General features: G+C 52.4%; 15 protein-coding genes, 1 pseudogene and 1 other annotated feature. Of the genes and pseudogenes, 8 read left to right on the top strand and 8 right to left on the bottom strand.

Features of this window, described 5'->3' with window-relative positions; translation table 11 throughout:
- Positions 1–198 precede the first annotated feature (198 nt).
- The 4 genes from GC090_RS09575 to topA all read right to left on the bottom strand — a co-directional run bounded on the left by GC090_RS09575 (position 199) and on the right by topA (position 4797).
- On the bottom strand, positions 199–345 hold the full coding sequence (locus GC090_RS09575) for a YciX family protein (RefSeq protein WP_226374488.1): 147 nt from the start codon (positions 343–345) through the stop codon (positions 199–201).
- A 36-nt stretch (positions 346–381) separates the two neighbouring features.
- Positions 382–540, bottom strand: coding sequence for a YmiA family putative membrane protein (locus GC090_RS09570; protein ID WP_006119333.1), 159 nt, complete (start codon positions 538–540; stop codon positions 382–384).
- Between the two features lie 495 nt (positions 541–1035).
- Entirely contained in the window at positions 1036–2010 is a 975-nt protein-coding gene (gene cysB, locus GC090_RS09565; protein ID WP_033741825.1) for an HTH-type transcriptional regulator CysB, read from the bottom strand.
- 189 nt (positions 2011–2199) lie between these two features.
- Positions 2200–4797, bottom strand: a complete 2598-nt coding sequence (topA, locus tag GC090_RS09560) for a type I DNA topoisomerase (RefSeq protein ID WP_006119337.1) — start codon at positions 4795–4797, stop codon at positions 2200–2202.
- 371 nt (positions 4798–5168) lie between these two features.
- Here topA and GC090_RS09555 point away from each other — a divergent pair, with 371 nt between their 5' ends.
- Positions 5169–5417, top strand: coding sequence for a DUF2498 family protein (locus tag GC090_RS09555; RefSeq protein WP_033741829.1), 249 nt, complete (start codon positions 5169–5171; stop codon positions 5415–5417).
- A 28-nt stretch (positions 5418–5445) separates the two neighbouring features.
- Here the strand turns inward: GC090_RS09555 and sohB are convergent, their stop codons facing one another.
- Positions 5446–6492, bottom strand: a complete 1047-nt coding sequence (sohB, locus tag GC090_RS09550; RefSeq protein ID WP_324021454.1) for a protease SohB — start codon at positions 6490–6492, stop codon at positions 5446–5448.
- A gap of 173 nt (positions 6493–6665) precedes the next feature.
- Here sohB and GC090_RS09545 point away from each other — a divergent pair, with 173 nt between their 5' ends.
- The 3 genes from GC090_RS09545 (at position 6666) to GC090_RS09535 (ending at position 9760) form a co-directional block, all read left to right on the top strand.
- Complete coding sequence (locus GC090_RS09545) at positions 6666–7427, top strand: YciK family oxidoreductase (RefSeq protein ID WP_324021452.1); 762 nt, start codon at positions 6666–6668, stop codon at positions 7425–7427.
- On the top strand, positions 7427–8017 hold the full coding sequence (gene cobO, locus GC090_RS09540; RefSeq protein ID WP_054633695.1) for a cob(I)yrinic acid a,c-diamide adenosyltransferase: 591 nt from the start codon (positions 7427–7429) through the stop codon (positions 8015–8017). The genes GC090_RS09545 and cobO overlap by 1 nt, the downstream gene beginning before the upstream one ends.
- A 429-nt stretch (positions 8018–8446) precedes the next feature.
- Positions 8447–9760: a CitMHS family transporter gene (locus tag GC090_RS09535; protein ID WP_039340186.1), complete on the top strand. Its 1314-nt coding sequence runs from the start codon at positions 8447–8449 to the stop codon at positions 9758–9760.
- An 88-nt stretch (positions 9761–9848) separates the two neighbouring features.
- On the opposite strand, the gene rluB is transcribed toward GC090_RS09535, so the two are convergent.
- A complete protein-coding gene (gene rluB / locus GC090_RS09530; RefSeq protein ID WP_006119347.1) occupies positions 9849–10733 on the bottom strand; it encodes a 23S rRNA pseudouridine(2605) synthase RluB in 885 nt (294 codons plus the stop codon).
- A 1078-nt stretch (positions 10734–11811) separates the two neighbouring features.
- On the opposite strand from rluB, the gene GC090_RS09525 reads away from it, so the two are divergent.
- The gene (locus GC090_RS09525) at positions 11812–12453 is read left to right on the top strand and encodes a hypothetical protein (protein ID WP_006119348.1); all 642 of its coding nucleotides are present in this window, start codon (positions 11812–11814) and stop codon (positions 12451–12453) included.
- Between the two features lie 5 nt (positions 12454–12458).
- Here the strand turns inward: GC090_RS09525 and GC090_RS09520 are convergent, their stop codons facing one another.
- Positions 12459–13079 (bottom strand): L-threonylcarbamoyladenylate synthase, encoded by a 621-nt coding sequence (locus GC090_RS09520; protein WP_039340183.1) that lies wholly within the window; start codon positions 13077–13079, stop codon positions 12459–12461.
- A 12-nt stretch (positions 13080–13091) separates the two neighbouring features.
- Positions 13092–13976: an RNase RNM gene (rnm, locus tag GC090_RS09515; protein WP_324021450.1), complete on the bottom strand. Its 885-nt coding sequence runs from the start codon at positions 13974–13976 to the stop codon at positions 13092–13094.
- A 154-nt stretch (positions 13977–14130) separates the two neighbouring features.
- Positions 14131–14233: a sequence feature (Trp leader region), on the top strand.
- 23 nt (positions 14234–14256) lie between these two features.
- Between rnm and GC090_RS09510 the strand changes: the two genes are divergently transcribed.
- From GC090_RS09510 to trpCF, 3 genes and pseudogenes are all read left to right on the top strand, one after another.
- On the top strand, positions 14257–15819 hold the full coding sequence (locus GC090_RS09510) for an anthranilate synthase component 1 (protein ID WP_058701825.1): 1563 nt from the start codon (positions 14257–14259) through the stop codon (positions 15817–15819).
- Positions 15819–17412 (top strand): annotated as a pseudogene (gene trpD / locus GC090_RS09505) (bifunctional anthranilate synthase glutamate amidotransferase component TrpG/anthranilate phosphoribosyltransferase TrpD). Before GC090_RS09510 ends, trpD begins: the two are co-directional and overlap by 1 nt.
- 2 nt (positions 17413–17414) lie before the next feature.
- Positions 17415–18776, top strand: a complete 1362-nt coding sequence (gene trpCF, locus GC090_RS09500) for a bifunctional indole-3-glycerol-phosphate synthase TrpC/phosphoribosylanthranilate isomerase TrpF (RefSeq protein WP_058701822.1) — start codon at positions 17415–17417, stop codon at positions 18774–18776.
- Positions 18777–18779 lie beyond the last annotated feature (3 nt).

Raw genomic sequence — 18779 nt, 5'->3', positions numbered from 1 at the left:
ACGGTAAATGAGAACGCATAAGCACTAAACCAGGTCATTTTAATCATATTCATAGCAATACTCCTGCGTAGAAAGGGCAATAAAAGCCGTACTCGCATCCTGATAAGGGATGACATCATTTATGCAACGTGTGAAGAGCGCTTAATTAAGTAAGTCTGAAAGACAGAAGAAATGTCGAAAGAAAAACGCGATGTAAAATTATTTTGTTTTCGGGTCCAGAAAGGACTCGATGAAATTACGCTGATGCTCGTTCAGATCCCAACTTTCGGGGATAGTCACTTTTTCCGCCTTTGCAACCGGCTCTTTCGCTTTATAGCCAGAGAGACGATGCTGACGAGTCGTCATGGTGTGCTTATGGCAGAGTGCGTTTGCCCACATGGCTTAACCCCAGATGCGCCAAATCATTAATGCTACAACCACCCAGAACAGCGCTGAGGCAGCGAACACAGTTAACCAGGCATTGCGACGAGTGTTACCTGTACGCTTAACCTTGGTGCTTTTAGCCGGGAAGCCCGGATCAACAGTCAGTCTCGTAGCCATAGTTTTTGATAATCACTCTCAATAAAACGATTGATAACATCGATTAAGATTTAGGAGGAATCCTAAACCCGTTAAGGCCAAAAATCCAGTCATTTTTATTGCACAAAACGATTAACGCAATTTATCAAAACTGTAAAATTACTTAAGTAACGATTAATGACTTATTACCCATACTATTAAAATCCGCCTGACAAAAATTTGAGTTAATTTAACTTCAGATCCAGTCATTACTAAAGACCGTGTTAACTAACCCCTAAATAAAAGCTTCTCCATCAAGCGTTAACTGGAGTATGGGAATAATCCTGGCAGCCCGCAAAGAAATCGCGTCAAAAATGTGTCGTATTTCGCATTTAAGATACAGCAAGCTTTAAACATGTGATCGACGTTACATTTACAAAAAGATAATGAAACTTCTCAATATAAACATGGCGCTAACATTCTTGCATAAAAAAGGCTGCACTAAGCAGCCTGAGAATACGCGACGACAGATAACCGTTACTTAAACGGCAGCTTGATATCTTTAAACATGGCCTCAATGTCCTCGTTGGAACGCAACGCTACTGCCGTATCCACGACATCGCGCGTCAGATGGGGGGCGAAGCGCTGGATGAAGTCATACATATAACTGCGCAGGAAGGTGCTGCGGCGGAAACCAATCTTCGTCGTACTGTTGGTGAAGATTTCAGAGGCTTCAATTCTGACGAGGTCAGGATCAGCAACGGGATCCACCGCCATACTCGCAATCACCCCTACGCCCAGCCCCAGGCGAACATACGTTTTAATGACATCGGCATCCGTTGCGGTAAAGACGATACGTGGCGTCAACCCCGCGCGCATAAAGGCGGTATCCAGCTCGGAGCGTCCGGTGAAGCCGAAGGTATAGGTTACCAGCGGAAAATCGGCCAGCTCCTCTATCGTCACCTGCCCTTTTCCCGCCAGCGGATGGTCTGGCGTGACCACGATAGCGCGGTTCCAGTGATAGCACGGTAGCATAATGAGATCGTCGTAGAGGTGGAGCGCTTCCGTGGCAATTGCAAAGTCTGCGTTGCCTTTAGAAACCGCCTCGGCAATCTGCGTTGGTGAACCCTGATGCATATGCAGCGAGACACGTGGATAACGTTCGATAAAGCCCTTAATCACGCCGGGCAGCGCATAGCGCGCCTGAGTGTGCGTAGTGGCAACATATAACGAGCCTTTATCCGGCCAGGTATGTTCACCTGCGACAGATTTAATGGCATCCACTTTGGAAAGCACTTCGCGCGCAATGCGAATGATTTCTTCACCGGCGGGCGTAACCTGCGTCAGGTGCTTACCGCTACGGGCGAAAATCTGCACCCCAAGCTCATCCTCCAGCATACGGACCTGCTTACTGATGCCCGGCTGCGAGGTGTAAAGCCCTTCTGCTGTCGATGAAACATTCAGGTTGTGGTTCACGACTTCTACGATATAGCGCAACTGCTGTAATTTCATATCTGTTGTTATCCTGGTCGGTTACAGAGTCGCATCCCCGGGTGGCGTACTGTCGCCCAGGCGGGTGAAAGGTGCTGAGCAGAAAGAAGGGATCGGAAATGCTATAACCACTATAGCATTTTAAGTATCAATGTAGAACGGAATGATATAAGGCGGGGAAAAAAGGCCAGCAATGCTGGCCTTACAGGGTTACTTTTTCGCTTCCTGCCACTTGCCGTCAATGTAAAACGCTGACCAGCCTGTCGCTTTGCCGTCTTTTTCAGACGCCACATACTGCTGTTTCGTTTTACGGCTAAAGCGCACCAGCGTCTTGTTGCCTTCCGGATCGGTTGCTGGCGCTTCGGCCAGATATTTCAACTTCTCAGGTAAACGGTCGTGGAAACGCTGCAGCTCTTCCACCAACGGTGCGCGGGTTTCACGCGATTTGGGGAAGGTATTGGCGGCCAGGAACACACCGGCAGCACCGTCACGCAACACAAAATACGCATCCGATTTTTCACACGGCAGTTCGGGCAGCGGCACGGGATCTTCTTTCGGCGGGGCGACATCGCCATTACGCAAAATCTTACGGGTGTTCTTACAGTCATCATTGGTACAGGCCATGTACTTACCGAAACGCCCCATTTTCAGGTGCATTTCAGAACCACATTTTTCGCACTCGACGACCGGACCATCGTAGCCCTTGATACGAAACTCCCCTTCTTCGATTTCATAACCATCGCACTCAGGGTTGTTACCGCAAACGTGCAGCTTGCGTCCGTTATCAATCAGATAGCTGTCCATCGCTGTGCCACATTTCTGGCAACGACGACGGGCACGCAGCGCGTTGGTTTCGGCATCGTCCCCTTCCAGAATATTCAGAACTTCATTTTCCGGAATCAGATTAATGGTTTGCTTGCAACGCTCTTTCGGCGGTAACGCATAGCCTGAACACCCCAGGAAAACACCGGTGCTGGCTGTCCGAATCCCCATTTTACGGCCGCAGGTTGGGCAGTCGATGGAGGTCAGGACCATCTGATTCGGCTGCATTCCGCCTTCTTCCGGATCTTTCTCAGCCTGTTCCAGCTGCTGGCTGAAATCGGAGAAGAAGCGATCCAGAACCGCCTTCCACTCCGCCTGATTGTTGGCGACCTGGTCGAGGCTGTTTTCCATGTGAGCGGTAAAGTCGTAATTCATCAGCTCGCGGAAGTTCTCTTCCAGACGATCGGTGACAATTTCGCCCATTTTTTCAGCGTAAAAGCGGCGGTTTTCCACCCTGACGTAGCCACGATCCTGGATAGTGGAAATGATGGCCGCATAGGTCGAAGGACGGCCGATACCGCGTTTTTCCAGCTCACGGACCAGTGAAGCTTCACTAAAGCGGGCCGGTGGCTTGGTAAAGTGCTGGCTGGGTAACAGGTCCTGCAGGCTCAGCTCATCGCCAACGTTAACCGGTGGTAAAGTACGATCCTCATCATTCTTACGCAGCGCAGGCATGACTTTGGTCCAGCCGTCAAAGCGCAGCGTACGCCCTTTGGCCTTCAGTTTGTAATCCCCTGCCGTGACTGTCAGCGTGGTCGAATCGTACTGTGCCGGTGTCATCTGACAGGCGACAAACTGACGCCAGATAAGCTGATACAGTTTCTGCGCATCCGCTTCCATATCTTTGAGCTGCTCGGCCAGCACTTCCACATCTGATGGACGGATGGCTTCATGCGCTTCCTGCGAATTCTCTTTGCTGGCGAAGGTATTCGCCGCATCGGGCAGGTACTTTTTACCAAAATGGCCTTCAATGTAGCCGCGCACCATCGAAACCGCATCCTGGCTCAGGTTCGTGGAATCGGTACGCATATAGGTGATATGGCCCGCTTCATACAGGCGCTGCGCCATCATCATGGTCTTTTTCACGCCAAAGCCCAGCCGGGTACTCGCCGCCTGCTGCAACGTGGAGGTAATAAACGGCGCGCCGGGTTTGCTGCTGGTTGGCTTGTCTTCACGGTCCGTGACCGCAAAGCGCGCTTTTTCCAGCAGAGCCAGCGCGGCGTGCGTCTGGTCGTGATTGACCGGACGGAACGGTTTATCGCCCGCATGAGTGACGTCCATCGTCAGCTCATCGCCCTTCGGCGTGGTCAGGTTAGCGCTCAGTTCCCAGTACTCTTCGGGCACAAAAGCTTTGATTTCACGCTCACGCTCAACCACTAACCGGACAGCAACAGACTGCACGCGACCGGCAGACAGGCCTCGCGCGATTTTTTTCCATAATAACGGGGATACCATGTACCCCACGACACGGTCCATAAAGCGGCGTGCCTGCTGTGCATTGACGCGGTCAATGTTGAGTTCGCCCGGCGTTTCAAACGCCTGGCGAATCGCATTTTTGGTGATCTCATTGAACACCACGCGGCTAAAGCGCTTATCGTCACCCCCGATCACTTCCCGCAGGTGCCACGCAATGGCTTCCCCTTCGCGGTCAAGGTCGGTTGCGAGATAGATATGGTCGGCGTTCTCGGCTAAAGCTTTGAGTTCCGCTACCACTTTCTCTTTATTGGGCAGGATTTGATAATCCGCTTCCCAGCCGTGATAGGGATCAACGCCCATACGACTGACCAGCGCGGCTTTCTCATCCTTCTTAACTTTTTTGGCTTTCTTATCTGTCGGGGTTTCAGCACTTTTTTTGGCGGTTGAACCACTGGTCGGCAGATCCCGGATATGGCCCACGCTGGATTTCACCACGTAGCCACTGCCGAGGTATTTATTGATTGTTTTAGCCTTTGCCGGGGACTCAACAATAACGAGTGCTTTACCCATATTTACCTTTACCTAATGAATACATCCTGCTCAACGGGAGAGGATTGGACGCCCTGAAAACCCATCGGGTTCAATATTGCTACGCCTGTTTGGTATTTCAAGACGTGGGGCTCAATCTCTGGTCAGTCGATTCTTTACAGTGCAACTTTATGATAAAAATCGCTTTTTCTGCCTGACTTAATCGCACTTCCCGGTGCAATATCCCTGGAATCTGAAACGCCCACACTGTACCTGATAAAATCTGTTACGCAACTTAATTAGCATCTGGTGTGAGGAAAGCCCTTTTTTTACCCCTGCCCACGATTTGTCGAACAGTGCAGTACGGAAGTAATATAGAAAGAATTATCAGACTGTCAAAAAGGCACAGACATATGCAGAATCTGACTGAGGGAGTGTCGTCCCAGGCACTGTTAGACATCGCTAACGCGATGCTCAGGGAACATGATGATTTTATCGCCGGTATTGAAGCTACTGCCGTCAGCCAGCAGGGCGACGTGCTGGTGTTTAAAGGACCGTACTTTTTGGACGCGGAAGGCCTGCCGACCGCAAAAACCACGGCGGTGTTCAACCTGTTCAAACACCTGGCCGTTCTGCTGTCACCCCGTTATCACCTGGTATAAAAAACCCGGCCTGAGCCGGGTCGATGCATCACAAAAACCGTTTGTCGCTGCGCTGCCACCATTTGAGCATAATGCGCTCAAGCACCTGCCCTGCGCTTTGCGTCAGGCGATCGATTTTTGAACGACGTCGTACATACGTCACGCCCAGTACCGTGAATTTCGCCATATTCGCGATAATGAGATCGTCACTGGTCGAAATGCGATCGATAAGGCCCAGTCCAAGCGCCTGCCGGCCATACCAGTGCTCGCCGGTTGCCACCCGGTCAATGTCGAGGGAAGGACGCATTTCATGAACAAACTGTTTAAACAACAGGTGGGTTTCGTTCAAATCCTGCTGAAATTTTTCACGTCCTTCTTCGGTGTTTTCACCAAACAGCGTCAGCGTACGTTTGTACTGACCCGCCGTGTGTAACTCAACGTCAATGTCATTACGTTTCAACAGACGGTTGAAGTTAGGGATTTGCGCGACAACCCCGATGGAACCGATGACGGAAAAAGGCGCGGCCACGATGGTATTGGCCACACAGGCCATCATATAGCCGCCGCTCGCCGCCACTTTGTCCACGGCCGCTGTCAGGTTCAACCCGGCATCACGCAGGCGCTGCAATTGTGACGCCGCCAGGCCATAACCGTGAACCATGCCGCCCGGGCTTTCCAGACGCAGTAATACTTCATCGCCCGGCTGGGCAACCGCCAGAATGGCTGAAATTTCTTCGCGTAGCGATTTCACTTCACTGGCATCGATGCTGCCATTGAAATTAAGCACGTACAACGTGGGTTTAACGGTGTCGACATTGCCCTGCTTCGCGTCGCGTTTCTCTGCTTTCGCCTTCTGTTTTTCAGACTTTTTATGGTTTTTTAACCACAGTTTTTGCGCCTGCGGTTTCATTTTCTCAAGCTGCAACGCCTCTTTCATCTTGTTGTAATCGTCATCTAACCGCGTTAATCGCAGTTGTCCGCCCGGGTGACGTTTACGCTGAGCGGCATGCACAACAATCATGACGATGGCAGCAATGGCAACGACCACCGTCACCGCTTTTGCTAAAAACAATCCATAACTCAAAAGAAGATCCATCGTGTCGCCTTATTAAACAGAGGATTACTGACAAGCGCCTAGTTTAACGGGTTTATGCTACTGCGTCGCCTGAAATGCCAGCATCTGGCACAGATTGTCCCTATTGCTAATTGCGTCGTGCCCTGAATTAGGGCATAAAGCGAAAAATCCAGACGTTGCGGGAGGTTCCCAACATGCATTATCAACCGAAAGATGATCTACTTGCCCATCGTATTATCCTGGTGACGGGTGCTTCTGACGGCATTGGACGCGAAGCGGCCCTGACCTACGCACACTTCGGCGCGGAGGTGATTTTACTGGGGCGCAGCGCTGAAAAGCTGCAGCAGACAGAAGCGTTGATAAACCAACTGAACAAGCGCCCTGCCCATTCGGTGGTATTGGATCTTTCAGACGCCACGCCGGCACGCTGTGCGCAGCTAGCGCAGGAACTGGCGCAAACATTCTCCCGTCTGGATGGTGTGTTACATAACGCCAGTATCTTAGGTGAGATTGTTCCGCTGGCCGACCTGGATCCGCAAATCTGGCAACAGGTCATGAAAATTAATGTTGATGCCACGTTTTACCTTACCCAGGCGCTATTGCCGTTGCTGCTCAAGTCCGAAAGCGGCTCGCTGGTATTCACGACGTCAAGTGTGGGCCGTACCGGGCGCGCGGGTTGGGGTGCCTACGCGGTATCAAAGTTCGCCACAGAAGGCATGATGCAGGTGCTGGCCGACGAGTATAAAAATCAGGCATTGCGGGTTAACTGTATTAATCCTGGCGGTACGCGTACGAAAATGCGCGCCAGTGCGTTTCCTCAGGAAGACGCCGGTAAACTCAAAACGCCTGCCGATATCATGCCTCTTTACCTCTATTTAATGGGCGATGACAGCCGCCGTAAAACCGGTATGAGCTTCGATGCGCAGCCAGGCAGAAAACCCGGGGCCGCAGAGTAATGACCAGCGATCGTCATCAACAGCGGCAACAGCGTCTGAAAGAACAGGTGGATGCCCGCATTGCTGCCGCTCAGCAAGTCAGAGGCATTTTGATGGTGTTTACCGGAAACGGTAAAGGGAAAACCACCGCTGCGTTTGGCACGGCTCTACGCGCCTGCGGGCATGGCAAACGTGCCGCGGCCATTCAGTTCATTAAGGGAGAATGGCCCAACGGCGAACGCAACCTTCTGGCCCGGCACGGGGTGGAGTTTCAGGTAATGGCCACGGGTTTCACCTGGGAAACGCAAAATCGCCAGACCGATACAGCGGCCTGCCTGGCCGTCTGGGAACATGCCAGACGCATGCTGTCGGATGACACGCTTGATTTAGTGATTCTGGATGAGATCACCTACATGATCAGTATGGATTATCTGCCACTCGACGAGCTGGTAACCGCTCTGCAAGGCCGTCCTGCCCACCAGAGCGTCATCCTTACGGGTCGGGGTTGCCATCGCACCTTACTGGATATGGCTGACACCGTGACGGAAATGCGTCCGGTGAAACATGCCTTTGACGCCGGTATCCAGGCACAGCAGGGAATAGACTGGTAGCCTTTACCGTAGGCTGGCTGCCCTTATGCATCCGGCCTGCTTATCTTACGCAGTGTGCATGCCCGCTTATTGTCATTGCAGCCTGGCACAGCTGGTCCTCAGGGCTTTTCCCGCTTTTATTTTCCATTCATGTTAATTTTGCGAAACGTTTTACGCGCCTTTTCCAGAAACCCTGCCTGAAAACCGGCGTCATCCGCCGCCGCCATGATTGATCTCAATCACATATTTTTACCGTTGAGAGACGTAAAACCGATCGGGATCACTCTTCAATGTTAAATAAATGATAAAAAATATTTAGCTTTAATATCATCCCATTGCGCGTGGTTAATCAAATCAACAGGTTAATCATTGCCGTACTAATCGATTTCATAATTAAATGTTCTTTCTGATAACAATTGAATAACTTTTGCCAATAAGAGGGCTCTTATTTTGCTGACCATACTGGGCTTTACGATGGTGGTTTGTTTCATGTATCTGATCATGACCAAACGCATGTCAGCGCTAATCGCGCTCATTCTTATCCCGACGCTTTTTGCGCTTATCGGCGGGTTTTATCACGGACTTGGGGAAATGATGCTGAACGGGGTCAAAACGCTGGCTCCGACGGGTGTGATGCTGACGTTTTCTATTCTCTATTTCGGCCTGATGATCGATGCCGGACTGTTTGATCCGCTGGTGCGTTTCATCCTGAAAATTGTGCGTGGCGACCCGCTTAAAGTGCTGGTCGGTACCGCTGTATTAACCTTGCTGGTCTCGCTGGATGGCGACAGTTCCACCACCTACATGATTGCTATTGCCGCGTTTCTTCCCCTCTACCGGAAACTGGGCATGAATGTGCTGGCAATGACCTGCCTGGTTAACCTGGCCAGCGGCATCATGAACCTGTCGCCGTGGGGAGGCCCCACTGCCCGCGCGGCGGCCGCGCTGCGCATTGATGCGCTGGATATTTTCATTCCCATGCTACCGGCCATCCTTATCGCCTGTGTTGCTCTTGTCGGTCTGGCCTTCATGTTTGGGCTACAGGAACGTAAACGTCTGGGCGTCATGCGCATTAGCGACGACCATCTGAATAATATCGAACTGGGCCTGGGTGATGCAGACGAATGCGCAGCAAATCGCCGGCCCAAAATGTTCTGGCCAAACTTTATTCTGACCACGGTACTGCTGGTGCTTCTGGTGGTGGGAGCCATGCCCATCCAGATTCTGTTTATGCTGGCTTTTGCAATTGCCGTCATGCTTAATTACCCCTCGCTTGAGGAGCAAAAAGCCCGTATCGGTTCACACGCCAGTAATGTGCTGGCGGTGACTGCCTTGATTTTTGCGGCAGGTATTTTTACCGGCATACTGTCAGGTACCGGCATGGTGGACGCCATGGCGAAAAGTCTGCTGGCCTTTATTCCGCACAGTTTCGGACCTTATCTTGCGCTATTTACCGCCCTGATCAGTCTGCCGTTTACCTTTTTTATGTCCAACGATGCTTTCTACTTTGGCATTCTGCCTGTCATCGCGCAGACGGCCGCCAGCTATGGCATTTCAGCAGAAGAAATTGCCCGAGCCTCCATTGTGGGCCAACCCTTCCATCTGCTGAGTCCACTGGTGCCGTCGGTCTATCTGTTAGTCGGTCTGGCCAAAGTGGATATCGGTGACCATCAACGTTTTGCCATAAAATGGGGGATTTTGATTAGCCTGGTGCTGATGGCGGGCGGCTTAGTAACCGGCGCGTTTCCCCTCTTCCACCGGTAAGATGTCCGGGAGCGTCAGCCAGAAAGTAAAAAGCCGCAACAGACGATGTTGCGGCTTTTTTATAGCCTTATATCAACCCGGCAGGCACTCAGGTTGCGTTGCGTTTGCTACTGGCATTACGACGAGCGGGTCTGCCACTGGCCTGGCTGTGACGTTTCACGGCCCGACGAATCTGATTGGCTTTTGTACGACGGCGATCTTTCTCAACCGCCAGTTTGGTGACGGTTTCGTCATCCATTCCTACCAGATTGCGCAGATAATTGACCGCTGGCAGATCCAGTTCCATCCAGCCACCGCGTGGTACACCTTTTGGCAAGGTGATGTCGCCATAGCGGACACGCATCAGGCGGCTGACCTGCACACCCACGGCTTCCCATAAACGGCGAACTTCACGGTTGCGTCCTTCAGTCAGGGTGACGTTGTACCACTGGTTGATGCCTTCTCCACCCGCAAAACGCAATGTTTTGAACGCTGCCGGACCATCTTCCAGTTGCACACCTTTACTGAGCTGACGAATTTTGTCATCGTCAACCTGGCCAAACACGCGCACCGCGTATTCACGTTCCACTTCCCGGCTGGGATGCATCAGGCGGTTAGCCAGTTCACCATCCGTTGTAAAAAGCATGAGTCCACAGGTATTCACGTCAAGGCGGCCAACGGCAATCCAGCGCGAACCGCGCAGGCGCGGCAGACGATCGAAGACCGTAGGCCGCCCTTCAGGATCGCTGCGTGTGCAGAGTTCACCTTCAGGTTTATAATACGCCAGCACACGGCACACTTCTGTTGCAGATTCAGCAATCGATACCAGATGGCCATCAATACGGATTTTCAGGGCTTTATTGTTTTCGATGCGATCGCCGAGTGTGGCAAGCTTACCGTCAACGCTCACGCGTCCGGCCGCAATCATCGCTTCAATTTCACGACGCGAACCGTGACCGGCACGCGCTAAGACTTTTTGTAACTTCTCGCTCATGGAGCTACCTCATTGTCGCCTTCCCAGGCGTCGGATGGATTAGGCAATTAAACCTTTAAAATCAATAGGTTATATTTTCCTGTTGGCCCCATTATACAGCATGTCTGAGGCATTGTAACCCGTAATGTGCCGCCCGGAAGCGGCGTACGGGGCCTGGCTGCTGACCCGTGCCTTACGACACCTGTCCCGGGCGTGACGATCCCTACGCGCTCACGCCAGGTCCGGTTAAGATCTGGTCGAATTAGATGGCTGCGTTGCGTCCTGGTGATCGCGCGAGAAGATCATTATAAGCACACACGTTTATTTAGGGTAATTAAGTCAAATGACACAACCGTAACAGGGGGAGGATATTATCTGAATGTCACACTTGGTTACTTCATTTTAATTAATGTTACTTATCGCAGCTATTGGCTTTATTTCCGTCTTTACTCCCTCTTATAAATCATTTCCTGCCAAAACCGGTAGCGCATTAATGATTAAGTCTCCAGGTATCTGGTCTGACACTTTTCATTAACGGCTCACACTCAGTCGGCGCGCTAAACAGTTTTATTTTTGTGGCTGTTTACAAAAAATAAAAACAAAACACCGCTACTTAAGTCAAATAAAATCATTGTGGGCCCGACAGCCCTCTGTTAGCCCGCCTCGCATCTTCAATGCACCCTGTTTACTCTATTATCAACAGGTTGCGTCGGGAAAAGCTATACAACATAAAAATCACTGTACAATTTTATTCATCAGCCGATAATGAAAGAATAAGAAGGTGGTCATCACTCTGTTTTTTATCATTAAGTCCGCAATGGCTTTTTTTTCTACCCTCGTAAAGTTAAAAAAAATTGGACTATTGCAATCTATTGCCGATAACACATTATGCGACCGGACAGTGAGCAGATTTTAATCCGTACGGTGTCAGTTATTTCTGACCCAGGCATTAAATTGCAGCACGCTAAAGGGTTGTTATTAATCTTAATACTGGCGCATCGGGAAACGCTGCGTTAATACGGCTCACGATGAGCTTTAATTTGCATGTCCTTAATCTTCACCAGGGATTTTACTGGCATGCTTAAGCGAAGACACCACCATGAAAAAACGTTTTGTAAGTTCAGCGTTGATTGCGTTGGCGCTGAGCGGTTGTTCCGTGGGCCATACCGAGTACAGCCGAACGGCAATGCAGCACGTGGATATGAGCGTGACAGGCATTCCGACGATTCTGGGTTTAGGCACGCTGGGCACCACTATTCCGTTGACGCCTGAATACAGCCTGACTGCCGCGCATGTGGCAAAATTTGCCGTGCAGCGCGTGAAGTCTTATCACCCTTACTGCGACCTTGCGATTATTTATCACAAGAATCCGCCGGATACGCTGGCTCACTTCCGCAGCACCGATATTGGCGATCACGTAAAGATGTACGGTTACAGCTATATTTCGGCGCTACCTGTTGAATCAAAGGGTGTGAATCTCGCACGCACCGCCATTCGTAACCTCTGGAATAAAAGTCCGTGCATCGCGATGGCTTCCAATGCTGGCGTGGTTCAGGGGATGTCTGGCGGTGGGGTCTTCAATAGTGACGATACCATCGGCGGCGTGATCGTCGGGTATTCCGATTCAATTAAAAATGGCCGTAGCGGGAAAGTGATACTGAAAGATGTGTCACTCTATATCCCTTACGGCCAGTTTAAAAACTGGTTACAGGCGACGATTCCTGACACCCGTAAAACCTGACGGTCTTACATAAAAGGCGTTGTGTCGCCAGCGCCTTCACGGACAATTTCAGGGGCATCACTGGTCAAATCAATCACGGTGGTAGGCTGCTGTCCCAGCGTGCCGCCGTCAATGATTAAGTCCACCAGCTTACCAATACTGTGCTGAATGTCTTCCGGATCAGATTCAGTGAAATCATTGCCTGGCAGAATCAAGGATGTCGACATCATCGGTTCATTAAGCGCTTCCAGTAACGCCAGGGCCACTGGATTAGACGGGACACGTAAACCAATGGTTTTACGTTTCTCGTTCATCAGACGGCGCGGAACTTCTTTCGTCGCCTTCAGAATAAACGTGTAATTGCCCGGCGTGTTATTTTTAATCAGGCGGAACGCGCTGTTGCCCACCTGTGAATACACCGACAACTCAGACAAATCGCGGCACATCAGTGTGAAATTATGATGGCCATCCAGTTGCCGTATACGGCAAATGCGCTCCATCGCGCCTTTTTCTTCCAGGCGACATCCCAGGGCATAGCCTGAATCGGTCGGGTAAACAATCACGCCACCTTTGTTCAGGTACTCCACAGCCTGGTTAATCAGACGCGGTTGCGGATTATCCGGATGAATATGAAACAGTTGACTCATAAAAACCTCTTGTCACCTTTCCGTGCATTCAGCAGCCGGAGCCAGTACGGGAAAGCGTTCCCAGACGGGTTCTACGGCTGCGGGTAACCACAGTTTGCGGCCTAACTCAATCCACGGGCAGGGTTGATGAAAATCAGAACCTTGCGATGCGGCCAGATCGTTATCCCGGGCGTACCCGGCTAACGTGGTACGCTCATCGGGTGCCTGCTGACATTGTGCCACCTCGATAGCATCACCCCCCGCAGCGCGAAAATACGCGATCAGGCGTTTCAGCCATTTTGCCGACAATCCGTAGCGTCCCGGATGAGCCAGCACCGCACAGCCACCAGAATGGTGAATGGCATCAATGGCTTGATTAATTGTACACCATTGCGGCGGCACGTAGCCGGTTTTGCCTCGGGCCAGATAATTTTTGAATACCTGCGCCATAGTGCTCGCTTTGCCAACCTCAACCAGATAGCGGGCAAAATGTCCCCGCGTGATCATTCCCCCTTCGGCTAAACGCAGGGCGCCCGCCAGTGCATCGGGAATCTGGGCTTTTTCAAGCCGCTCAGCAATGCGTTGGGCGCGTTCCAGTCGCGTCGTATACTGACCAGCAAGGAACTGCGTCATCACGGGATGATGAATATCGATATTTAATCCAACAATATGGATCTCATGATTTTCCCACAGCGTGGAAATCTCGACGCCGGCTATGACATTGACTGGCAACGAAGCACGTAATGCGGCCTGCTGTGCCTCGGCGACGCCCGCCACGGTATCGTGATCGGTAATGGCCAGCACACCTACGCGCATTTCAACCGCACGCTCGACCAGCGCCTGCGGGGATAGCAATCCATCGGAAGCCCGTGTATGACTATGTAGATCGTAAAGCGGAAAACGGGCGATATCGCTCAAAACAACTCCTGCTGGCGATGGAACAGGTCAGCATGATAACGATTTTATGGGTCACTGAAAAAGTGTATTGACATTTTTGTCACGAACCAGTTAACTAGTACACAAGTTCACCGCAGACGGGTATGTGTTTATGAAAATGGTTATTACGCTTTTCACTGGTTGGTGGCGCAATGTTTCCCGGTCGGGCGGCGTTGTCGTGCACACTTAGCGTAAACCTGTGCAGATACCTGAGCCCGCCAACAAGCGGGCTTTTTTTTGGACGACATTCAGAGAAATCATCATGCTCAATGCAAAACCTACAGTGAAGTTAATTACCGGTAACGCCCCTTATCGGGAAGATCCCGCCGCGGTTTTTCATCAGTTATGCGGCGCGCGCCCGTCAACGCTGCTGCTTGAATCTGCGGATATCGACAGCAAGGAAAATTTAAAAAGTCTGATGATCATCGACAGTGCCCTGCGTATCAGCGCGCTGGGTAACTGCGTCACTGTGCAGGCCCTGTCTGATAATGGTCGGGCGCTGCTGCCGCTGCTGGACGAGGCGCTTCCCGCCGAAATCAAAAATGAATCGCGCCCTGATGGCCGGGTGTTAACATTTACGACGACCCACGATCAGCAAGATGAAGACTCTCGCTTACGCGCCCTGTCGGTGTTTGATGCCCTGCGTGTGATTCCGCAGTTAGTGAACTCGCCCGCCAATGAGCGCGAAGCCGTGTTCGTTGGCGGCCTGTTTGCCTATGATCTGGTCGCGGGTTTTGAGGACCTGCCGACGCTCAGCAGTGAGCAGCGCTGCCCTGACTACTGTTTCTATCTGGCGGAAACCCTGCTGGTGCTCGATCACCAGGCACACAGTGCCCGCCTGCAGGCCAGCCTGTTCTGTCCGTCCACCCACGAATTCCAGCGTCTGCAAAGCCGTATTGAGCAGTTACACGGACAAATGCTGCAACCTGCACCTGCGTTGCCCGTCAAGCCGGTCGAAACGATGACGCTGACCACCAGCCAGAGCGATGAGGAATACTGTAATGTGGTGAGGAAGATGCAGGATGCTATTCGTATTGGTGAGATCTTCCAGGTCGTGCCATCACGTCGCTTCTCACTGCCCTGCCCGTCGCCGCTGGCCGCTTACGATACGTTAAAACGCAGTAATCCCAGCCCGTATATGTTCTTTATGCAGGATCAGGATTTTTCGCTCTTTGGCGCCTCGCCGGAAAGCTCGCTCAAGTACGACGCCGCCTCACGACAGATCGAAATTTACCCGATTGCCGGAACGCGTCCACGCGGTCGACATGCGGATGGCTCGCTGGACCGCGATCTGGACAGCCGTATCGAACTTGAAATGCGCACCGATCATAAAGAGCTGGCCGAGCACCTGATGCTGGTCGATCTCGCACGCAATGACCTGGCGCGCATTTGTCGTCCCGGAAGCCGCTACGTCGCGGATCTGACCAAGGTTGATCGTTATTCCTTTGTTATGCACCTGGTCTCCCGCGTGGTGGGGACATTGCGTGAGGATCTGGATGTGCTACATGCCTACCGCGCCTGCATGAATATGGGCACGCTGAGCGGCGCGCCTAAAGTTCGCGCCATGCAACTGATCGCTGAAGCAGAAGGCACCCGACGCGGTATTTACGGCGGCGCTGTCGGCTATTTCACCGCCAACGGTGATTTGGATACCTGTATTGTGATCCGCTCAGCCTACGTGGAAGACGGCGTGGCCACTGTACAGGCCGGCGCGGGCGTGGTGCTCGATTCTAACCCACAGGCCGAGGCCGATGAAAGCCGCAATAAAGCCCGCGCGGTGCTGCGCGCTATCGCCACTGCTCATCACTGCAAGGAGATCTTCTGATGGCTGACATCCTGCTGCTGGATAACATCGACTCATTTACCTACAACCTTGTCGATCAACTGCGCACCTTTGGGCACAACGTGGTGATTTACCGCAACAACGTACCGGCCGCTTTGCTGACTGAACGTTTGCAGAGCATGGACAATCCTGTCCTGATGCTGTCACCCGGCCCTGGCGCGCCGAAAGACGCGGGCTGTATGCCCGAACTGCTGCGTGCGCTACGCGGAAAGTTACCGATTATCGGGATCTGCCTGGGCCATCAGGCGATTGTGGAAGCGTATGGCGGCCATGTCGGTCAGGCCGGTGAAATTTTGCATGGCAAAGCGTCATCCATTATCCATGACGGCGAGGCGATGTTTTCCGGACTGAGTAATCCTCTTCCCGTTGCCCGTTACCACTCACTGGTGGGCAGCAATACACCAGACGAATTAACGGTCAATGCCAGCTACAACGGCATGGTGATGGCCGTCCGTCATGAACACGATCGGGTTTGCGGATTCCAGTTCCATCCTGAATCCATTTTAACCACTCAGGGCGCACGTCTGCTTGAACAGACACTTGCCTGGGCGCTGGCGAAGTAACAGGGAGAACGCAATGCAACCGATTCTGGAAAAACTTTACCAGTCGCATAGTCTGACGCAGGCAGAAAGCCACCAGCTGTTCAGCGCCATTATTACCGGCCAGCTTGAACCTACCCAACTGGCGGCGGCGTTGGTTGCGATGAAAGTCCGGGGCGAGAACCCGGAGGAAATCGCCGGGGCAGCCTGTGCCTTACTTGAAGATGCCAAACCGTTTCCGCGTCCGGATTATGCGTTCGCCGATATTGTGGGCACCGGCGGGGATGGCAGTAACAGCATTAATATTTCAACCGCCAGCGCCTTTGTCGCCGCTACCTGTGGTCTGAAGGTGGCAAAACATGGCAATCGCAGCGTATCCAGCAAATCGGGGTCATCCGACCTGCTGGCCGCTTTCGGGATTAACCTGGATATGCCCGCTGAGCTGGCGCGGCGCGCACTGGACGATCTGAATGTCTGCTTCCTGTTCGCACCGCAGTACCACACGGGCTTTCGCCATGCTATGCCGGTGCGTCAGCAGTTGAAGACCCGCACGTTGTTTAACGTTCTGGGGCCACTGATCAACCCTGCGCGCCCACCGTTAGCCGTTATTGGCGTGTACAGCCCTGAGCTGGTCTTGCCGATTGCTCAGACGCTGAAAGTATTAGGCTACCAGCGTGCAGCCGTGGTACATGGCGGCGGCATGGATGAGGTTGCCCTGCACGATGTGACACAGGTGGCCGAGCTGCGCGAAGGGGAAATCACCCGCTATCAGTTAAGTCCGGAGGATTTTGGTTTCGGATTTCATCCTAAAGACGCGCTAGCAGGCGGCACGCCCGAAGAAAACCGTGACATTCTGACACGTTTACTCCAGGGTAATGGCGAGCAGGCCCATGAGGAGGCGGTTGCCATGAATGTGGCCATGCTCCTGAAAGTGTTTGGTAATGAAGATCTCCGTGAAAATGCACAGCGTGCGCTTAACGCCATCCGTAGCGGTCAGGCTTATGAGCGCGTGGTGGCTCTGGCATCAAGAGGATAATCATGCAGGGTACAGTGTTAGATAAAATCGTGAAAGACAAAGCCGTCTGGGTTGAAGCGCGTAAGCAGCAGCAACCGCTGGAGAGCTTCCAGCCGCGCATTGTTCCTTCCAGCCGTAGTTTTTATGACGCACTGCAGGGCACCCGCACTGCCTTTATTCTGGAATGCAAAAAGGCTTCGCCTTCAAAAGGGCTGATCCGCGATGATTTCGATCCCGAAATGATCGCCGGGGTGTATCGCCATTATGCTTCTGCCGTTTCGGTATTAACCGACGAAAAATATTTCCAGGGCGACTTTGCCTTTTTGCCCGTCGTCAGTGCTGCGATTACGCAGCCGGTGCTGTGTAAAGACTTTATCATCGACCCTTATCAAATTTATCTGGCGCGTTTTTATCAGGCTGACGCCATCCTGCTGATGCTGTCGGTCGTGGATGATGAGCAGTATCGTCAGCTTTCCGCCATCGCACACAGCCTGCAGATGGGCGTTTTGACTGAAGTCAGCAATGAGCAGGAGCTGGAACGCGCTATTGCGCTGGAAGCCAAAGTGGTCGGCATTAATAACCGCGACCTGCGCGATCTGTCGATTGATCTCAACCGGACGCGTCAGCTTGCGCCGCGCCTGGGGCAAGGTGTGACCGTTATCAGCGAATCGGGCATCAACAATTACCGCGATGTGCGTGAACTGAGTCATTTTGCAAATGGCTTCCTGATTGGTTCGGCATTGATGGAAGAAGAGGATCTTCATGCTGCGGTGCGACGTGTCACCCTGGGCAGCAACAAGGTATGCGGACTGACGCGCCCTGAAGATGCCTGCGCGGCCTGTGATGCCGGCGCTATTTACGGCGGAATTATTTTTGCCGAGGGCTCGCCGCGTCAGGTGGATACCGAGAAAGCACGTGCCGTGATAGCCGGTGCCCCGCTTAACTATGTCGGTGTGTTCCGCAATGCGGCAATAAGTGACATTGTCACTAAAGTGCAATCATTGCAGCTGTCTGCTGTGCAGTTGCATGGCGATGAAGACCACGCTTATGTGGCTGCGCTTTATCAGGCACTGCCTGAACAGGTACAAATCTGGAAAGCGCTCAGCATCAGCGACGCGTTGCCAGAACGTAACTGGCCGCATATTGACCGTTACGTTTTCGATAATGGTCAGGGCGGTTCGGGCCAGACCTTTGACTGGTCGCTGCTACACGGGCAGGACCTGAAGAATGTTCTGCTGGCCGGTGGGCTGAGCGCGGATAACTGTGTGGAAGCCGCACAGTTGGGTTGTGCAGGACTCGATTTTAATTCCGGTGTAGAAAGCGCGCCAGGCATCAAAGATGCCAGCAAAATTGCGGCGGTGTTCCGAACGCTTCGCGCCTACTGACTG

The organism is Pantoea sp. JZ29, assembly GCF_035190385.1.
GTDB lineage: Bacteria > Pseudomonadota > Gammaproteobacteria > Enterobacterales > Enterobacteriaceae > Pantoea > Pantoea stewartii.
This window is presented reverse-complemented; position numbering and strand designations above follow the sequence as displayed.

Bases quoted from the DNA above. Each gene is read 5' to 3' on its own strand.
- GC090_RS09575 (WP_226374488.1), bottom strand. From the start codon at position 345: ATGACGACTCGTCAGCATCGTCTCTCTGGCTATAAAGCGAAAGAGCCG.
- GC090_RS09570 (WP_006119333.1), bottom strand. From the start codon at position 540: ATGGCTACGAGACTGACTGTTGATCCGGGCTTCCCGGCTAAAAGCACC.
- cysB (WP_033741825.1), bottom strand. From the start codon at position 2,010: ATGAAATTACAGCAGTTGCGCTATATCGTAGAAGTCGTGAACCACAAC.
- topA (WP_006119337.1), bottom strand. From the start codon at position 4,797: ATGGGTAAAGCACTCGTTATTGTTGAGTCCCCGGCAAAGGCTAAAACA.
- GC090_RS09555 (WP_033741829.1), top strand. From the start codon at position 5,169: ATGCAGAATCTGACTGAGGGAGTGTCGTCCCAGGCACTGTTAGACATC.
- sohB (WP_324021454.1), bottom strand. From the start codon at position 6,492: ATGGATCTTCTTTTGAGTTATGGATTGTTTTTAGCAAAAGCGGTGACG.
- GC090_RS09545 (WP_324021452.1), top strand. From the start codon at position 6,666: ATGCATTATCAACCGAAAGATGATCTACTTGCCCATCGTATTATCCTG.
- cobO (WP_054633695.1), top strand. From the start codon at position 7,427: ATGACCAGCGATCGTCATCAACAGCGGCAACAGCGTCTGAAAGAACAG.
- rluB (WP_006119347.1), bottom strand. From the start codon at position 10,733: ATGAGCGAGAAGTTACAAAAAGTCTTAGCGCGTGCCGGTCACGGTTCG.
- GC090_RS09525 (WP_006119348.1), top strand. From the start codon at position 11,812: ATGAAAAAACGTTTTGTAAGTTCAGCGTTGATTGCGTTGGCGCTGAGC.
- GC090_RS09520 (WP_039340183.1), bottom strand. From the start codon at position 13,079: ATGAGTCAACTGTTTCATATTCATCCGGATAATCCGCAACCGCGTCTG.
- GC090_RS09510 (WP_058701825.1), top strand. From the start codon at position 14,257: ATGCTCAATGCAAAACCTACAGTGAAGTTAATTACCGGTAACGCCCCT.
- trpCF (WP_058701822.1), top strand. From the start codon at position 17,415: ATGCAGGGTACAGTGTTAGATAAAATCGTGAAAGACAAAGCCGTCTGG.